The 18,906-nt window shown below is 54.6% G+C and carries 10 protein-coding genes; 6 read left to right on the forward strand and 4 right to left on the reverse strand.

Annotated elements, in window-relative coordinates:
- Positions 1-34: 34 nt before the first annotated feature.
- Both K8V32_RS06260 and K8V32_RS06265 read left to right on the forward strand, forming a co-directional pair.
- A complete protein-coding gene (locus tag K8V32_RS06260; protein ID WP_303904532.1) occupies positions 35-3,355 on the forward strand; it encodes an ATP-dependent DNA helicase in 3,321 nt (1,106 codons plus the stop codon).
- Positions 3,343-6,813 carry an ATP-dependent helicase gene (locus K8V32_RS06265; RefSeq protein WP_303904535.1) on the forward strand — a complete coding sequence of 1,157 codons (3,471 nt, stop codon included), beginning with the start codon at positions 3,343-3,345 and terminating at the stop codon, positions 6,811-6,813. Before K8V32_RS06260 ends, K8V32_RS06265 begins: the two co-directional genes overlap by 13 nt.
- Here the strand turns inward: K8V32_RS06265 and K8V32_RS06270 are convergent.
- Positions 6,810-8,180: a phosphotransferase gene (locus K8V32_RS06270; protein ID WP_303904538.1), complete on the reverse strand. Its 1,371-nt coding sequence runs from the start codon at positions 8,178-8,180 to the stop codon at positions 6,810-6,812. The genes K8V32_RS06265 and K8V32_RS06270 overlap by 4 nt on opposite strands.
- A gap of 88 nt (positions 8,181-8,268) precedes the next feature.
- Here K8V32_RS06270 and nudC point away from each other — a divergent pair, with 88 nt between their 5' ends.
- On the forward strand, positions 8,269-9,273 hold the full coding sequence (gene nudC, locus K8V32_RS06275; RefSeq protein WP_303904541.1) for an NAD(+) diphosphatase: 1,005 nt from the start codon (positions 8,269-8,271) through the stop codon (positions 9,271-9,273).
- A 1-nt stretch (position 9,274) separates the two neighbouring features.
- Positions 9,275-11,368, forward strand: coding sequence for an ATP-dependent DNA helicase UvrD2 (locus K8V32_RS06280; RefSeq protein ID WP_303904544.1), 2,094 nt, complete (start codon positions 9,275-9,277; stop codon positions 11,366-11,368).
- On the opposite strand, the gene K8V32_RS06285 is transcribed toward K8V32_RS06280, so the two are convergent.
- The gene (locus tag K8V32_RS06285; protein WP_303904547.1) at positions 11,332-12,444 is read right to left on the reverse strand and encodes a ubiquitin-activating E1 family protein; all 1,113 of its coding nucleotides are present in this window, start codon (positions 12,442-12,444) and stop codon (positions 11,332-11,334) included. The two genes, K8V32_RS06280 and K8V32_RS06285, sit on opposite strands and share 37 nt — an antisense overlap.
- 153 nt (positions 12,445-12,597) lie before the next feature.
- Here K8V32_RS06285 and K8V32_RS06290 point away from each other — a divergent pair, with 153 nt between their 5' ends.
- Positions 12,598-13,212 carry a M48 metallopeptidase family protein gene (locus K8V32_RS06290; protein ID WP_303904550.1) on the forward strand — a complete coding sequence of 205 codons (615 nt, stop codon included), beginning with the start codon at positions 12,598-12,600 and terminating at the stop codon, positions 13,210-13,212.
- Here the strand turns inward: K8V32_RS06290 and K8V32_RS06295 are convergent.
- Positions 13,209-14,582, reverse strand: a complete 1,374-nt coding sequence (locus tag K8V32_RS06295) for a zinc-dependent metalloprotease (RefSeq protein WP_303904552.1) — start codon at positions 14,580-14,582, stop codon at positions 13,209-13,211. The genes K8V32_RS06290 and K8V32_RS06295 overlap by 4 nt on opposite strands.
- Before the next feature lie 45 nt (positions 14,583-14,627).
- On the reverse strand, positions 14,628-17,720 hold the full coding sequence (locus K8V32_RS06300) for an efflux RND transporter permease subunit (protein ID WP_303904555.1): 3,093 nt from the start codon (positions 17,718-17,720) through the stop codon (positions 14,628-14,630).
- Between the two features lie 124 nt (positions 17,721-17,844).
- Between K8V32_RS06300 and K8V32_RS06305 the strand changes: the two genes are divergently transcribed.
- Positions 17,845-18,897 (forward strand): YlbL family protein, encoded by a 1,053-nt coding sequence (locus tag K8V32_RS06305; RefSeq protein ID WP_303904558.1) that lies wholly within the window; start codon positions 17,845-17,847, stop codon positions 18,895-18,897.
- Positions 18,898-18,906: the final 9 nt, after the last annotated feature.

An 18,906-nucleotide genomic window follows, 5' to 3' on the forward strand; every position in this document is an offset into this window, starting at 1 on the left:
CCCCTTCGGTAAGAAAAGTGGTTCAATGGAAGCCATGGTGTCAACTCCGCGACTGCTTCGGCCTCGAAACCTCTACCGTCCCGCCCCAATACTCGACGCTGTCCAGCAGGAAGTCGTCCACCAACCCACCGGGCACGGCCCGATGATGGTACTGGGTGGGCCGGGCACCGGAAAAACCACCACGGCAGTTGAATACGCTGTCTCAAAGATCACCTCGGGTGTTGCTACCAACGAGGTCTTGTTCTTGACGAATACTCGTACCGGTGCGGCACAGCTTCGCGACTATCTCACGGCACGTCTGAACTACGAATCAGTTGATTCACGTGCTGAGACACCGGTACGCTCATTTTCCTCATATGCTTTTGACCTGATCCACAGGATCCGAGAAGCAGAAGGTGCCACTCCGCGCCTGCTGGCCGGTGCCGAACAGGACCGGCTGATTGCGGAACTGATCGAAGGCTACGTCACAGATCCACAGCTGACTATCGAATGGCCAGACAGTTTGAAACAGGCCGTGGGTCTTCGTGGATTGCGCCACGAACTACGCGAACTGATCGACCGATGTGCTGAATACGGTATAGAACCCGGAGACCTCGAAGTACTTGGCCGCACAAAGGGGCGTGCTGAATGGGTTGCTGCAGCAACCATCTTGCAAGACTATCGCGATGTATTGGACCTATCCGGAGCTGACGCCTATGACCCCTCGGGGTTGATCACCGCAGCGGTCAAGCTGTGGGAAACTCACCCCGATTTCGCGGCTACGGAAATACAGCGCATCAAACACATCATCATCGATGACTTTCAAGATGCCACCCCGGCCATCCATCGGCTCATCCAACGTATTGGAGCCAACCGGGATATCATCATCACCGTCAACCCAGACACCACCGTCCAAGGATTCCGCGGTGCCCGCCCACAAGCCCTAGTGAATTGGCCCGAGGTCTTAGCCCCTGATGCCACCACCGTGACCTTAGAAAACGGATACCGTCTCGGTTCATCACTGCACGGCGCCTATCAGCGCACTGTGGGCCGAATCCCCGCCATTGGTGGTCTGCCGGATGCCCGATCACATCTCAGCGCGGCAGCTCATGACGACGCCGTCGCAGTTCACCGATTGGCGTCACCGGTTCAAGAACACTTATTTATCGTCCAACAGATCTTGGAATTGCACCACCGACACGGAGTTGCTTTTGAAGACGTGGCAGTTCTTGCCCGCACCTCTGCCAAAGTTGCTGAGGTCGCCACCGCCCTTGAAACCGAAGCGATTCCAGTAGTCCGGTCGATTTCCGAAGTCATGCTCAACCAGCAACCCGCCGCAGCGCCCTTACTCGTGCTCACCGCAGCAGCGGATGCCGTTGCCCATGGCGGGGCAGATACCGCCACCGGACTAGAACCCGCAGACTTACACTGGTTGATCACCGGACGCTATGGCACATCGACACCGGTGGAGCTGCGCAACCTGCGTCGTCGTCTTCTGGCAGTGGAACGCGAGGCAGGCGGCACCCGTGATTCCACACATCTACTTGATCTGTTGGTATCCGATACTGATCGGGCCGTCGAACTTCTTGGACTAGAGGCAGATCAGCGCATGCCGCGGTATGCAGCCGGGGCAGTGCGCATCGGACGCATGCTGGCTGCCATGGTTAAAGCAACTGTTGAAGAGCAGGCTTCTGCTGAAATGGTGTTGTGGGCAGGGTGGGAGACTGCCCTACCAGATGTCGGAGAGGTGTGGGAACAGCAGGCACTATCTGATGATCCAAACGCATCCGTTCGGGCGAACCGCGACCTTGATACGGCCGTAGCGCTCTTTGAAGCAGCTGAACGATATGTCGTGCAGTTCCCGGGACAAACCGCACTTGGTTTCACTCAGTATTTAGCAGAACAAGATCTGCCTATGGATACCCTCTCGGCGCGTGCCGGGCAGTCCGGTGTTGCTGTTCTGACCCCATCGACAGCCGCGGGACGTGAGTGGGACACCGTGTTTATCGTTGGAGTTCAAGAAGGCATTTGGCCAAATACGCGATTGCGCGGACAGCTATTGCATACCCAAGAGCTTGTCGAAGAAGTCACTGGCACCGCCGGACAACAGCCGATTAACGAGCGCATCGCTCAGGTGCGTCACGATGAGCTGCGTACTTTTGCGGCGGCAATATCACGAGCCTCCCGTCGATTGATTGGTACCGCTGTTGCTGACGCGGATCACCAGCCGTCGATGTTCATCGAACGTCTTGACCCGTGGAAACCCACCGACGATGAACCCGTACGTCCATACACAACGGTAACGACCCCACTCACGGCTGACGGCTTGGTTATCCATCTGCGCCGGACTTTAGAAGAGACCGAACGAAACCTCCTGAACGCTACCAATCCTGTCGAGATAAAAACGCTGGAATCTCGTGGCGCTCAGGCAGCCAAAGCGCTCGCAGTACTAGCCGATGGTGGGATTGGCACCGCTGAACCAGGCCATTGGTGGGGACTAGTCGACCTATCAACGACCGCACCAATTCACGGTGTCGATGAACACGGTGTTCCCAACCGGGTGCGCCTGTCACCATCAACGGTAGAGACCGCTGTTGAATCTCCGTTGCAATGGTTCATCTATCAAATCTCCACCGCTGGAACCCACCCTGCGGCAGCAACCGGAACCTTTATCCACGCGATCGCTGAGAAGTTCCCAGATGCCTCCGTGGCCGATATGTTTGCTGAACTCAAAGAAAAATTCCCTGTCCTTGCTGCCGAGGCTGGAATTGCCCCCGGCTGGGAATATGATGCCCTGTATGCTAAAGCGCAACGCACCTTGGAATATTACTATGAGTATGTCTCAGGTATGCGGGTAGGTTATCAGACCGGTCGGGGCAAGACCGCTGAATCCTTTGGCCCCCGCCAACTCGTTGACACCGAGCATCGTGTGACTGTGGAGATGGACTTTGACCAGGTCCAGGTTCAACTCAACGGTATTATCGATCGGGTTGAAGTCGACGCACAGGGCCGCCCTTACGTCGTCGATCTGAAAACCGGTGCCTCCCAGGTCACGGGTGCTCGCCTGGCACGACTGCCGCAATTGGGTGTCTACCAGGCCATGGTCAAAGCTGGTGCGCTGCAAGATATCGTGCCAAGTCGTCAGCCGGCAGGTGCAGCGCTGGTTCAGCTTGGCACAACGAATAAGTCCGTCAATATTCAGCCCCAAGCCCCGTTAGATGACGGCATGACCTGGGCTGAACAGGACATTGCCGATGCAGCCCGCTGGGTGCAAGGGCCGTACTTCTATACAGTGCACGATGCTGATGACTGCAAGCTGACCACACTGTGCCCCATCTGTAAGGAAGGACAACAGGTAACCGAATGGCTGATCTAACGTGGGGACATGCACCGCGCTATACCGCACGCGAGCTGACGGATCTGCTCGAGGACCACAAGCCCGCAGACAAACGCCTGTACCCAACGGACGAGCAAACCGCGATCATTGAGGCTGGACCGGACCCGCTATTGGTTGTGGCGGGTGCAGGCTCTGGCAAGACGCATACGATGACCGACCGAGTCATCTGGTTAATCGCCAACGGTTATGTTCGACCCGAAGAGGTGCTGGGGGTGACCTTCACCCGCAAAGCAGCCGGTGAACTGGAAACTCGCATCAACACTGCCATTGAACGGTTGGCATCACGTGAAGACATTGAACTGGACTTCGACACCACCGACATCGGTCAAGCCACCGTGACCACGTACCATTCCTATGCCAACACTTTGGTTGCCGACCATGGCCTACGCATCGGGGTCGAACCGGATTCTCGACTTATCGGGGAAGCCGAGACCCACCAGCTGATCACCGAAGTCGTTCGGGATCACGATGCCGATATTGACCTCTCGGATGTTGACTCTGAAGATTTAGCCACCAGTATTGCCGACGGCGTGCGTGACAGGCCATTGTCCTCAACGATAAAAGCAGTAGCCAAACTGGCCGGAGACTGCGCGGAACACCTTGTCGAACCAGGACAAGTCAAACAGGCTCTGGCAGAAATGTTCACTTTTGGGCAGGGACTGCCCGAAGGTAAATCCACTGCCAACACCAACTCGATCTTCACCAGCCTGAAGCTTCGTAGCAAAATCGCCGACATGGTCACCGATTACCTTGAACTCAAAAAGACCAATAATGTCATGGACTACGGTGATCTCGTGCGCTACGCAGCCTTGATCGCCACCCAGTTACCCGAAGTGCGAGCCATTGAGCGTGAAAAATATAGGATCGTTCTCCTCGACGAATTCCAAGACACCTCGCATGCCCAGCTCAAGCTGTTCTCATACCTGTTTGGCCGCGGTGACGGCACGCAATCATCGCACTCGGTGACTGCAGTTGGTGACCCGAACCAATCGATTTATGGATTCCGTGGTGCATCAGCAGGCCAGCTATTTTCATTCGTTGAAGAATTTGGTGCCCAACAACTAGTCCTCACTACCGCATGGCGGAATAGCCAAGGAATCTTGGACATGGCTAACCATGTAGCGCAGCCACTACGTGAAGAAGCTGACGCCGGCCATGTTATCCCTGAACTCCAAGCCAGACCGGGGGCGGCAAGCGGAACTGTTGAGCTGAACTGGTTTAGCTCAGCTGATGAAGAAGCCAACCATCTGGCCAAGCGCATCCAAGAGCTCGACGTCGCCGACGGTACGACCACTGCTGCCATCTTATGCCGTACGAAAAAACAATTCGATCCCCTTATCGAAGCTCTCGAAGCCCGCAGCATCTCTTATGAGGTCGTTGGTCTCGCCGGACTCTTGACGATTCCCGAGGTCATCGAGATCGTTGCAATCCTGAAAGTCTTGGCTGAACCCCAAGAATCCGATGGTCTACTGCGATTGCTAACCAATGCTCGCTGGCGCATCGGTCCTGAGGACCTGTGGGTCCTGAATCAGTTCGCACGAACCCTGGAATATCAGACGCGCAATGATCCATTGGATGCAGACACCTCAGCGCTTGAAGATATCGATCATCCCTCTATGGTCAGTGCCTTGCTGCGCTTACCCAAGGACAATTGGGTCAGTAGCCGAGGCCAAACGTTCAGCGAAGATGGTTTCCAACGACTCCACGCAGTTCGGCTGTTGATCAGTGACCTGATGCGCCAAATTCATTTGCCCATCCCAACCCTGATTCGTCATATTGAAAACATCACGGGTCTAGGTGTTGAAGTCGGTGTTCGCCCCGGTCATCAGTCCGTTGAAGCACGACGCTATTTGGATGAGTTTTTGCGCATCGCCGAAAGCTTCCAAGCCTCGGCGGACCAAACCCGGAGCTTGGACCTCATCACATTCCTCACGTGGCTTGAAACCGCGGCTGAAGAAGAAGACGGGCTGGACATGCCACCCGAACAGCCCAAGCCCGGGGCAGTGCAAATCATGACCATGCACGCTTCCAAGGGGTTGGAATGGGACGCCGTATTTGTTCCAGGGCTGACGCAAAATACTTTCCCCGGTAATAAAGTGGATCTGTGGACCAGCACCAGTCGAGGGGATCTGCCGTGGCCATTACGGGGAGACTGTGCCACCCTTCCGTCATGGGATCAACAATTTGCTGGTGACCGCCGCGAGTGGGCAGGACTATCCGGGGTTGACACACTCACAACGAAGATGGCCGATGAGCTGTCCGAAACTCATGGCCGTGAGGTGCTGAGCCTCAAACAAAAAGTTCAGCGCCATGAGTTGGAAGAAGCACGTCGCCTTGCGTATGTGGCATTTACTCGTGCCAAAGATCTGTTGTGGGTCTCTGGTTCATATTGGGCGGGTACCTCGAGCCGTCCTCAAACCATGTCTGTCTTTTTGGAAGAGATGGTGGCCTACGACGAACATTATGGCCTGAATCAGAAAGCTCACTGGGCCGAAGAATTCCCGGAAGAAAACCCGCGTAGGGCTAAAGCCCTGGTAGCCCAGTGGCCTTTCGATCCGCTTGATGGGCCGGTGCATTTTCAAGTGGAGGCTCGCGACGACGGCAGACTTCCGGAACCAACACAAGCGTCCATCCAAGTGCATCGAAGCCATCCACGAAGGCAAGTTCTGACTCGTGCCGCGCAGCGTGTTCGGCATGCCACCGGGGAGCCCATCCAGCTCGACAACGATCTAGCTCAACGCATTGATTGGGTGTTGGACCGTGCCAATATGCCGGTCACCCATGACGTCCCGATGCCAGAACACATTTCTACCAGCCGCTTTGTTGAACTGGCACATAATCCAGATGCGGTGGCCCGTCAGATTCGTCGACCCATGCCGCAGCGTCCGACTGCTGCTGCACGAGAAGGTACACTGGTACACGAATGGATCGAGCACTTCTACACCAAGAACCGGCCGGGGCTGACGCCGATGCTGGACATTGAAGATACCGAAATCCTAGTGGATGCAGAATGGGATGAAGTCACCGGTCTTGCTGAGCTACGCGAAAAATTCGAAGCCTCAGGTTGGGCGGAAAAAACACCGGTCATGATTGAAGCCGCGGTGGAAACGTCTGTTGCTGGGCTGACGCTGCGCGGGCGTATTGACGCAGTGTTCCGTCACGGGGGAGACCCAAATATCGAATTTGATCCTGAAGCGCAGTGGGAGCTGGTGGATTGGAAGACAGGGCGTGTACCAAGCGATGCAGAAATGCCTCACCGTAGCCTCCAGCTGGCAATCTACCGGCTTGCGTGGTCACGTCTGTATGGCATCCCCCTGGAGAATATCACTGGAAAATTTGTGTACCTAGCTCACGGAATTGAAAAGACGCCGCAAGATTTTGCGAGTGCAGCCCAACTGGAGAAATTACTCGCCGCAGCATTTGGCGACGAAGACTAATCTTTGTGCAGGTTTTCCTGCACAACCTTCCAAGATATGGGCTGAGTATCGTCGTCCTCTGCAGTAGGTTGGGGACCATCATGACGAACGATCTCCCCATCATCAGTTAACGAATGGACAACCAGTTCAGCTCCATCGTCCTGGCCATCAGTATTCGGGGAGTCTTCGTCGGGCTCCATCTGGTCGTCATCATCGGTATCAGCTGCCTCGTTGTCCTCCGGAATCTGGTCAACATCAGCGGCGGTATCTTGTGTTTCAGTTGCCTCAACGGCATTGTCAGGCTGCACATCATCAGAGTCGTCGTGCTCTTCTTCCCCGACGGTATCGACCGGCGCGGACTCGGACGGAGCTGCTGACTCGATGCCAGAGTCGCCTTCGTCACCGATCCCTATCGGCTCTGCAATGGCAACCGGCTCCCAAAATTGCTGACCAATATCGTGACCACCGGTGTGGTCGATATCAGCGGCCAAATCTTTCAGCATTGACTGGGCCTCTGCGATGGCTTCGTCGTCAGAGGCATGGATGGCAGACATGAGATATTTACCCAAAGAGAATTCAGCAGCCAAAGCGGCACGACGCATCAGGTGCAGATCGACCTGATCTGCGGGCAGATTCATATGTCGATGGTAGGACGAGATCACAGCATCCCGAAACTCGATGGACCCTGTCGAAGCAAGCCACATAAAATCACGGGACGGATCGCCAATATGCAGATCGGTCCAAGCGGTAACTCCTACGGCTCGGTTCCGGTCAATCAACAGTGAAGTTTCATCAAAATCCCCGTGGACCACTCGGGGTACGAACGTCCACATCTGGCGTTCTTCAAAGGCATTTTCCCAGCGACGCAATAAGGCTGCTGGCACCTTGCCAGTGAGCGCCATTTGATCGAGCTCGGAGAGCATCCGTGCTCGTGACTGTTCGGCTCCGTAGGCAGGTAAGTCGGCAGTTTCAACGACAGCACTTGGAAGTTTGTGAATTGCTGCAATGATCCGGCCGATATCATCAATAGTCTGTGTTTCAGCCCGGGTGATTGTCGCCAAATCAACCGGAGCACCGGGCATTTGGTGATAGATGAAGGTCCGTAGTCCATCAATCTGAACTGCACCGGCAACTGAAGGCACCCGGAACGGCAGGTGTGCCCTGATGGCAGGGGTAAACCCAGATAACACTTGAATCTCGGTCTCTAGGCGGAAAGCAGCCTGAGAGTGGCGAGGCGCACGTACGCGCCAGTGATTATTATCCGTATCGGTCACGATGGCTGAGTCAAAGGCACGCGGATCGTCAGGTGACGCGGCGGCTTGGACAATGTCAAGCCCCGGCATGGCGGCCGAGGCCAGTGCTGCTAGTTCCATGGCGGTACGTTTCATCACATCTACCTTACGCGGGATCGCACACGGTTGGTGTGCACAGCAATGGTGAGTCGAAAAACTTCGATTGCCGACTAAGCTGGAAGCCATGGACATGCTCCCCGCTCTTGGACGATTGCCCCTAGCCCGTGACGATGTGGATCGGGGTACTGAACTTCGTGATGACGAGACCTTATTGTCTCAGCTGTGGGAACGTCCCAATACCCGAGTTCTATGGTTGCACGGTCGAACAGCCCCAGTCTTCTCGGGCCAGATTGTGCTTGCAGCACCCGAGGGTGATCTTCCTGACGACGCAGTGTATCTGGGACGTTCGGCTCATCACCGGTCTCAACACAGTCAATTCGTTGAACCCGCTGCAGAACATGTCGAAATTATCTTACTGGTCGCTAATTCAGACACTGCTGCACCAACACTCAAAGACCCAGAGATCGGTGGTGTCAGCGTTGAACACCCCGAGTACGTCGAATGGCTTGGGGTCTTCGACATCGCCGCCGGGCTCGATGATCGAGACATCGGTATTTTTGTGTCTGCTGTGGCCATAGCGAACTGGCATAAGGTCAATAAATACTGTCCACGCTGCGGAGCAAAGACCCAATATAAATCTTCAGGTTGGGTGCAGGTATGCCCAGAAGATGGTTCCGAACACTTCCCACGAACCGATCCCGCCGTCATCATGTTGATTACCGACCCCCAAGACCGCGCCATGCTAGGCAATAATAAAGCGTGGGGAGATAAACGCTATTCCGCTTTAGCTGGCTTCGTAGAGCCCGGAGAATCATTAGAAGCTGCCGTCAAGCGTGAAGTGTATGAAGAATCTCAGGTCGTTGTAGAAGGTGTGAAATACATGGGCTCTCAACCATGGCCCTTTCCACAATCCTTAATGCTGGGATTCATTGGCTATACCAGCCATCCCGAGCAGGCCTTAGCCGATAAGGAAGAAATAGCAGAAGTGCGATGGTTTACTCGTGATGAATTACGCGACCAGGTTGAAAACGGCCGGATGTTCATTCCCGGTGCCTCCTCGATCGCCCACCACCTGCTGAGCCACTGGTACGGTGGACCCTTGCCACAACCTAGAACTTTAGAGAATTAGATTGCAGACTCCAGAAGACATCCTCGCCGGCCTAGACACTGAACAGCGGCAGGCAGCCACCGCGTTACGTGGCCCGGTCCGAATCCTTGCCGGTGCGGGGACCGGTAAGACACGGGCCATCACCCACCGGATTGCTTACGGGGTAGCCACGGGTGTCTACAACCCGTACAACATACTTGCCGTGACCTTCACTGCAAGGGCTGCCGCAGAAATGCGCTCGCGACTCCGGGATCTGGGCGCCCATGGAGTTCAGGCTAGGACTTTTCACGCCGCAGCTCTGAGCCAGTTACAGTACTTCTGGCAGCATGCTGTCGGCGGTGATATGCCTCGGCTGGTCGACTATAAAACCAACCTCATTATTGAAGCGGCCCAACGGTTACGGATGAGCACCGATAAAGCCACCATTCGAGACCTCGCCGGCGAAATCGAATGGGCAAAATTCAATATGTTGACGCCGCAAACGTATCACCAACAATCAACACATCGCACCATGCCAGCCGGTTGGGACGTGATCGCGGTAACCCGATTATTTCAAGCCTACGAGGATCTGAAATCCGATCGGGGCCTAATTGATTTTGAAGATGTTCTGTTGATCATGGTGGGTATCTTAGAATCTGAACCTCGTATTGCCGCTGCGGTTCGTAAGCAATACCGAATCTTTTTGGTGGATGAATTTCAAGACGTCTCCCCATTGCAATACCGATTGCTAAAAGCCTGGCTGGGCGATCGTGATGACGTATGTGTCGTAGGAGATACCTCGCAAACTATCTACTCCTTTACCGGAGCTACGGCAGATTACTTACTGGACTTCGGGCAGGAATTTCCCAACGCGACTCAGATCAAACTCATCCGAGATTATCGTTCCACTCCACAGATCGTAGATTTAGCTAATCGGTTACTATTGGAACGCACTAAAGCCCACCGGCCCGGCATGCCGCGATGGCCTGAACCCTTGGAATTGTTGTCACAACGTGATCCGGGCCCAGCTCCTGTGTTTGCAGAATGCACCCATGAGCAAGCTGAAGCTGAATGGGTCACTGAACAGATTCAGCAGCTGTTAGCTGCTGGCCATAAAGGCTCGGATATCGCCATCTTATTTCGTACGAATGCGCAGTCGGCAACCTTTGAGCAAGTGCTGAGTGATGCTGGAGTTTCGTATCAAGTGCGCGGTGCTGAACGCTTTTTCAACCGGAGAGAAGTCCGTGATGGTATCTTGCAACTCCGCGCAGCGGCAAAATCTGCTGAGGGAGTGGCCGGACGTGACGTGGTGGCTCGCATCAAAGATGTGTTGGCATCCTTGGGGTATACGCCGGCGGCTCCGCAGCAGTCGGGAGCGGTACGTGAACGTTGGGAGTCCCTCAATGCCATCGTGAACCTTGCCGAAGATCTGGCCGAAGCACGAGGCGACAATCTCACCTTAGATGTAGTCGTTGCTGAGCTCGATGAACGCGCTTCCCACCAGCATGCTCCTGTCATGGACGGCGTGACGCTGGCATCGATTCACTCAGCCAAGGGGCTGGAATGGGACTCGGTATTTCTTGTCGGACTGACTGAGGGACTCATGCCGATTAGCTTTGCTACGGATGACAAGAACATTGACGAAGAACGTCGATTATTTTATGTGGGTATTACCCGTGCAAAAACACGGTTGTATTTGTCCTGGTCGCTCTCCCGGTCTGCAGGAGGCCGGGCAAGCCGTCGTCCTTCACGATTCCTCCAGGCGATTAGAACGTCTACGATGCAGCAGTCATCAGGTACAGCAGCCGAGCGTCGCAAGCGCGTCCGGGGAACAAGAGTCGCGAAATGTCGTACCTGTGGGACCGTCTTATCGAACGGTGCTGAACGCAAAATCGGACGGTGTGAGAACTGTCCGCCCACGTACGATCAAGATGTTTTCGACAAACTTGTTGATTGGCGCAAAGCGGTTTCCTCCGAAGATAAAGTACCGGCATTTGTTGTCTTCACTGATGCCACATTGGTGGCGATCGCTGAAAAGATGCCCACTGATTTACAACAACTTCGACAGCTTCCGGGCATCGGCCCCAAAAAACTGGAACGTTATGGCACCGATGTGCTGGCAATTTTAGGTTCGTGAAGTGCGGCGCAACATCCTCTCAGCGGCTCAATTGTAAAGGTCTGCACCCATCCATGGGCTAGATGTACTCGAGTGAATGTGTTGAGGCGTAACCCAGGGACCAGACCGTATTTCGTTTTGGGTACTTGGTGGCGTAAATGCTGAGAATCAACCATGGTTAGGACGTCTGTCGCTATGAGTCCGGCAACAAGGTGTGCTCCGGCAACGGTCTCAATACCACCGCGATTCTCATAGAGCGCATTGGCACGTTGTGCACGTAGCGCATTCGAACTGGCATCGTCTAAACACAGCGGACAAGCTGTGGCTTGTGGAACTACCCAGGGGCCAATGTCGATTTCGTCGTCCCGAATAACTACGGCAAGATATGGGTGTCGCTGCTGTTTTGCCTGGGCAATCGTTTCGGTGTGGGCTGCGCCTAATGTGATATGCACCGTTGCCAACGTTGAGAGTTCTGGCTGTTTCAACCAACCGGTAGGGTGAACTACTGGGCGTTGAAGTTTCGGGTTACTGGCGGTTGTCACAGCTAAAGAACGCACCTGTCCGATGTCTTCTTCCGCAAGCCCGGTGCCGATATCTGCCGAGGTTACTCGTGCCGAGTCCCAAACATTGAGGTGGCCAATGCCAGCATCCCGCAATATTTTTGTCAGCGCCGTGCCAGTTCGTCCTAGTCCAAAGATCTGCAAGGATGCACCGTAGCGTTGGGCTTGAAACTGTTGCCGGTCTTGTGCTGCCAAGCCGTGTAATTTGCCCCGGGAAAATACGGGAGTGACACATCGTAAGCTTGCCAGACTACCTCGATGATCTGGGTCTTGGCTTCGGATAAAGAACTCCTCAGTTGGTGTTGAGACCAGGACGGGACGTAGTCTTGTAAGGAGCACGTGACAATCAAATTCCGGGACCTGACATTGCTGGGCCGTATGATATTCGTATCCGTCAATAATGCCGATGCGTAATGCTTCGATGAAATCAGCCACGGGTTTGGTCACCCCGGTGAGCTCTAAGGCGCGAAAACCTGATCCGAGTTGAACATGGCTCTCCGACACGTAGGTGATTGACAGGCCAGGATTGATTTGCATGGTGACTCCTCAGCGTTGCAGGGTGTTACCATGATGTGCCACCGGTGGACATTCTTGAGTGGGTTTTCCACAATATTGATTGGATACAAGTGATATCCACATCGAAACACTGCTGTGGCCCGAGGGCCGTATCAGTGCTGCAGTATGAAGGGCATGAACACAATTTCAACTTTAGTACGTGAGAATATCCAGCAGTTGTCCGGCGGTCGCATCGCGTCCGTGGTGGAAATTGACGGGGAGCCCATTCGTTTAATTGCGTCATCGCGCCGTCGGAAGACGATTTCTGCCTCGGTACGAGACGGAATGATTCAGCTGTCTGTGCCGATGACCATGAAAGACTCCGAGATCGTGAGTTCTGCCCGCAGTTTAATAGCAAAAATTAAGGCACGGCAACGCCGCAGCAACCGTTTTCAATCAAACCCGGAGCTGTTTGCGCGAGCTGTCTACTTAGCTCGAGTCTGGCTCCAGGCAGAAGTCCATCCCACATCGGTGGTTTGGTCCGATAGACAAACAACGCTGTGGGGTTCATGCACAGCGACCACCGGCGCAATACGGATTTCGACCATGCTTCGCGGTATGCCCCAGTGGGTCATTGACGGGGTATTGGTCCACGAATTGGCACATTTAAAATACGCCGGCCACGGCCAGGAATTTCAGGATTTTACTCGCCGCTATCCTAAAATGGCCGAAGCCGACGCCTTTTTAGACGGAGTTGCATTTGCTCAACGCCGTGGTGACGATACGCCGTTTCCAAATGCCTACGACTAGTTATCGTCGAAGCCACCCTCGAGCAATTTCTTCAAGTCATCATCGAGACTGGCAGACTGCTCGTCAGCAGTTTCACGTCGTTTAATGTAGCCCTCTGGATCATCAAGGTCTTCGTCTGTTGGCAACCACAGCTGTGATTCCCAAATTGCGTCGCGGTACTTTACCCCTTCGGCTTCTTGGATGGTTGTCCAGAGTTTCGTAGCGTCGTGGAGACGGCGTGGCCGAAGATCCAGTCCAACTAACGAGCCAAACGCGTGTTCGGCAGGTCCACCCGCTGCGCGACGACGGTTGATCATCTCGCGCAATGCTTCAGCTGATTCAAGTGGCTTGGCGGCTTCTGTCACAACCACATCCACCCAGCCTTCGATGAGGGCCAAGAGCGTTTCAAGTTGATCGATGGCAGCCTTTTGAGCCCCTTCGGGCTCGGGGATAAACATCGAACCAGAAAACATCTGATTCATGGATTCAGGATCCATAGGATCAAGCGTTTGGACGGCATCCTCGATAGCCGAGACATCGATGCTGATACCGGCGGCATACTGTTGAACCATGGCCATCAAATCGCGAGCAAGCCATGGTGAGTTGGCAAATAACCGCATGCGAGCGGCTTCACGCAATGCCAGGTAGATGCGCACCTGATCTGCCTCAACCGATAGGCCGTCACCGAATTCTTCGATGTTAACTGGCAGCATGGCCATACGTTGTCCTGCGATTGGGAAGCCGGTGTCAGTACCGGATAGCACCTCTTGCGCTAGTTCACCAATGGCCTGGCCTAATTGGAGCCCAAACATCGACCCACCAAGGTTCTTCATCATTGGTTGCATTTGACCAAATGCTGCTTGGAATTCTTCTGGAAGTTGTCCCGGCAGTTGTTCGGTCATTGCCCTGGTTAGCGCTTCGGATAAAGAAACCGCTACCGGTTCGGTCATTTCGCGCCAGTTTTCCATCGTGGCTTCGACCCATTCAGCGCGTGACCAGGCGACAATGGGCACATTAGCGGCTTCAATGGTCGTGGCATGATCGAGCCAGGCGTCGGCCACCCGTAAGGCGTCGTCAATTTCTTTGGCGGCAAAAGAGCCGACTGACGGATCTTGACCAGCAATGGATTGACGTGCCGTTTGTTTGGCCAGATCCCATTTCACCGGGCCATCGTCATCCGAGGATGCCATCATGGACTGGAACTGCGCCATGATGTTTTGCATCATCTGTGGATTCATCATTGAGGGATCAAATGGCATGCCGGAGGCACCAAACTGTTGCATGGCGCGTTGGATTTCTTCTGGGTCAGGAGCGTTGTCGCCGAACATGCGACGGAACATCTCCTCCATTGGATCTTGGTCATCACCGTTTGTTGGACCTTGGTTGCTCATAACACTCCACGTTACTGTAGCGACGGGTTGAAAAAATAGCCTTTGTTAGCTTTGCGCTGAGTGAATCTCTAGCGCATCTTGTTCACGTTTTGCTTGGCGTTTGGCTAACGTTTCGGCAGTACCTTCCGTCATACGATACAAGACCGGAACGATGACCAGGGTAATCAGAGTTGATGCGATCAGTCCACCGATCACAGCGATGGACATCGGGGCGGACACGAAACTGGATTGTCCGGCTAAGCCGAGGGCTGGTGGAATCATCGCACCGATGGTCGCAGCCGCCGTCATAATAATCGGGCGGACACGGTTCTGTGCGCCAGCGATGATCGCTTGATCAAGGTTCGCATCTCGTCTTCGATATTGGTTAATCAAGTCCATCAAAACAATCGAGTTGGTGACCACAATACCAATGAGCATCAGCATGCCCACCAGGGTTGTGGCTCCTAGCGGAGTGTCGGTGACCAATAAGGCCAGGATCATGCCGGTGGCACCAAAGGGGATCGCAACCAAGAGAATCAACGGTTGTACCAGGGATTTCAGCTGCCATACCAACACAACGTAGATCAAGAGGATGGCTGCGGCCATGGCCAGAGCCAACTGCTGGAATGTTGTGTCGATCTCCTCGGCCACACCTGCCAATTCGGTTTGTACACCTTCGGGTAGCTGTGCGCTGTCAATGGCTTGGGTCAAAGCGGCGGTCGTTGCACCGACGTTATCGGTGGAAGCAGGAGTGACCGAGATGGTGACCGTGCGTACGGCATCGATGGTTGAGACCGACGGGGCGATATTGACGCGATTGACCTCAGCGATATCGGTCAGCGGGATGCCAAAAAGATCCAAGTTTTCGATGTCTTCAACAGTTTCCACGGTTGCTGCCGAATCCATGTGCACGTTGAGTTCAGCATCATCGATGGTCACCTGGGAAACGGGGAAATCGGTGGTGTGTGAAGCAATCAGCCCCATCGCTTCGGGCACGGTCATACCGTATTGGGCAATCTCATCTTCCAGGGGGACGATCTCCAAGGAGGGTTGAGCTGCCGCATAGTCGGACTCCACGCGCGCAACGTCGTCGAGCTTTTCAAAAGCGGTCTTGAGTGTTTCGCTAGCCTCGGCGAGATCGTCGTCGTCAAGGGCATCGAGTCGAACGTCAACCGTGTCGGAGCCCATCAAGGCGCCGCCGGCTTCTAGCTGGAACTCGCCAATATCCGGGTTGTCTTGGAAATAGGTTTCCAATGTTGTTTGGATATGTGTTTCAGCTTCGGATTGATCGGCAGCGGGGTCAGTGATCAGGGTAAGCGATGCCTGATTGGGGCCGGCTCCGCTCATCATGGATTGTCCACCAATATCGGTCTGGACAGTTTCGACCTGTTCGATCTGGGCCAGTTCTTCTTCGAGTCCCTGAGCCAGTTCTGAGGTGCGTTGCAGGGAGGAGCCCTGCGGTGCCGTATAGGTTACGGCGTGCATATTCATCCCGGTGTCGCCCAGAAGGTTGACCTTCAGCGCAGGCACCAGTGCCAATGATCCGGCAAAAACCACCAGCGCTCCCAACGCGGTGATCCAACGGGTACCGCGAGATTTGATAGTCCAAGTAATAATGGGGCGGTAGATCCGGGACAGCCAGTTGGTGGTCACGCGGATATCGGTGCCGGGCATTTGGTTCGCGTCAGCGCCACGAATGCGTTGGTTGCGCATAAACCAGTAGGCAAGTACCGGCACAATCGTCAGGGCGATCAGGGTGGAGCCGATCATTGCCAGCACAACGGTGAGGGCGAACGGCCTAAAGAGTTCTCCGGCGAGTCCTTCGACTAACAAGATCGGCACGAATACCATTACGGTGACCACCGTCGAGGAGATCACCGCCGCCGAGACTTCAGCGGTTGCTCGAGTGATCGTCTTGCCTTTCGTTTCACCAGGTGGTGCTTGGCGGAGATGGCGCATGATGTTTTCAATGACCACGATCGAGTCGTCGACCATACGACCGATCGTGATCATCAGTCCGGCCAAGGACATCATGTTCATCGTGGTGCCGGTGGATAACATGCCCACGAAGGCGAATAATACCGACAACGGAATGCTAATGCCTGTGATAATCGTAGGGCGGATAGACAACAAGAAGACGAAGATCACTAGCACGGCCAGAATCAGGCCCCACATACCTTCGTTGGCCAGTCCAGCAATAGCATCTTCAATGAACTCGGCTTGGTCGAATACGATCGTAAATTCGGTTCCGGAACCCATTTGCACGGCGGCTTGATCCATGACGGCGTGGGCGGCTTCAGATAGTTCAATGAAATTAGCGCCGTGCGAGGGGATCACCAGCAGCGTGATCGAGTCGTTGCCGTTGGTCCGTGAAATTGTTTCGGCTTCTGCTTGGGTTCGGTCGATATCGGCAACCTCAGACAACTGAACTGGTTGGTCGTCGTCAACCGCCAATAAGGTTGCGGCAAGGTCATCGACGTCGTCGAAGGCCTTGCCAATGGAAATATCTAGGGTTTCGCCACTGTCGGTGATATTGCCGCCGGGCAGGACCACTCCGGCATCTTCTAAACCGTCTACAATTGCGGCCCGGTCCAGGCCGTGTTCGGTCAGCGCGTCGTCGTCGGGATTAATCCGAATGATTTCTTCTTCAACACCAAAGAGTTGAATTTGAGCGATGCCAGGTATGTTTTCTAGATCGGACCGAGCAGACTGGTCGAAACGCTGATTGAGCTCACCGGGGGATAGCTCCGAGGACATGGATACCACCATGGCTGGAATACTGGCCGAACCACCGGTCAAGGTGCGGGTGGTGGTCCCGTCGGGCAGTTGGTCTTCCAAGGTGTTCAAAATGGTGTCGGTCTGGGATGCGGCACGGAAAATATCGGATCCGTATTCCATCTCTAACATGATCATCGAGAAGTTCGAGCTGGAATTAGACGACGTAGAGGTGACATTATCGACGGCGGTCAGCTGGCGTTCAATGGGCTCGGCCACCTGTTGAGCCATCTGTTCAGAGGACGCCCCGGGATTGGTTGCGGTCACAGCAACTGTGGGGAGTTCGACCGGTGGGATCAGCTCACGCCGTAGCATGTTAAGGGAGATAAGCCCCAGTACCATGATGACAATGGTAACCAGGGCGATGAACGCACGATTTTTCATGCTGAGTTTGACGAGCCAGTCCACTGTGGTCCTTTTACGAAATGGGAAACCAGAAAATGCTGGTCTCAATTTACCCTAGTTATAAGCTAAGAAAACTCAATCGATCCGCGAACGAAAGCGATATATGGACGTCAAAACAACATTGCGGGCCCGGGCAAGAGGCGTGGGGGTCGTGTTGGCTATTTTGCTGCTGGCCACATTATTTATCCCTACCCCGTATACGATCCAATCGCCGGGTCCCACGTTTGACACCCTAGAGCAGGTCGATATTGAGGGCGAGACTCTCGACATGATCGAGATCGACGGCGCCCAAACGTATCCTACCGAAGGACAGTTGGAGCTCACCACGATTTCAGTCTCTGGGCCACCAACGTCCACCTCGACATTGCTTGAAGTCCTCTATCATGCAGCCCAACCGTATCCAGCCATTACGCCGGCGGAATTATTATATCCGCCGGACACTACCGGTGATGAAGTCCGTAGCCAAAATGCTGAAGCGATGGCAGATTCGCAGTCCTGGGCGGTGGCTGCTGCTCTGGAGCATCTGGGGATTGACTATCAGCAACGCTTATTCGCTTTAGACTTCGCCGAAGACTCTCCCGCAGCACAGTTTTTGGAACCCAATGATGAAATCCTGAGTCTCAACGGCACACAGATCACCGGTCACGGACAGCTGGTCAACACTATTCAAGAGGCAAACGGCCAACCGGTGGATCTGCGGGTGCGTCGCAACGGTGACGATCAGACCTTCACCATTCCGGTGACCCAAGCCGAGGACGGGACCTATCAGATCGGGGTGTATCTAGACTCAGAATTTGTCTTCCCGATCGACGTTGAGATCCATTTACAAGACGTTGGGGGACCCTCCGCCGGTCTGATCTTCACACTGGCCCTCATCGATCGGATGACCGAAGATTCGGTGACGGATGGCCGCCATATCGCAGGGACCGGCACGATAGACCCCGACGGCACTGTTGGACCAATTGGGGGAGTACAACAGAAAGTCATGGCCGCCGCCTCGGCAGGAGCCACCATTTTTCTGGCGCCTGAAATGAACTGTTCAGAAATTACGCATGTCCCAGACGGTATGACCGTTTACAGTGTCGATACACTGGATACAGCACTAGAAATTCTGGATGCGCCAGCAGGTGAAATAAATCACGCCACCTGTTCGTGAGCTGGCATT

The organism is Enteractinococcus helveticum (genome assembly GCF_020742345.1).
Classification (GTDB): Bacteria; Actinomycetota; Actinomycetes; order Actinomycetales; family Micrococcaceae; genus Yaniella; species Yaniella helvetica_A.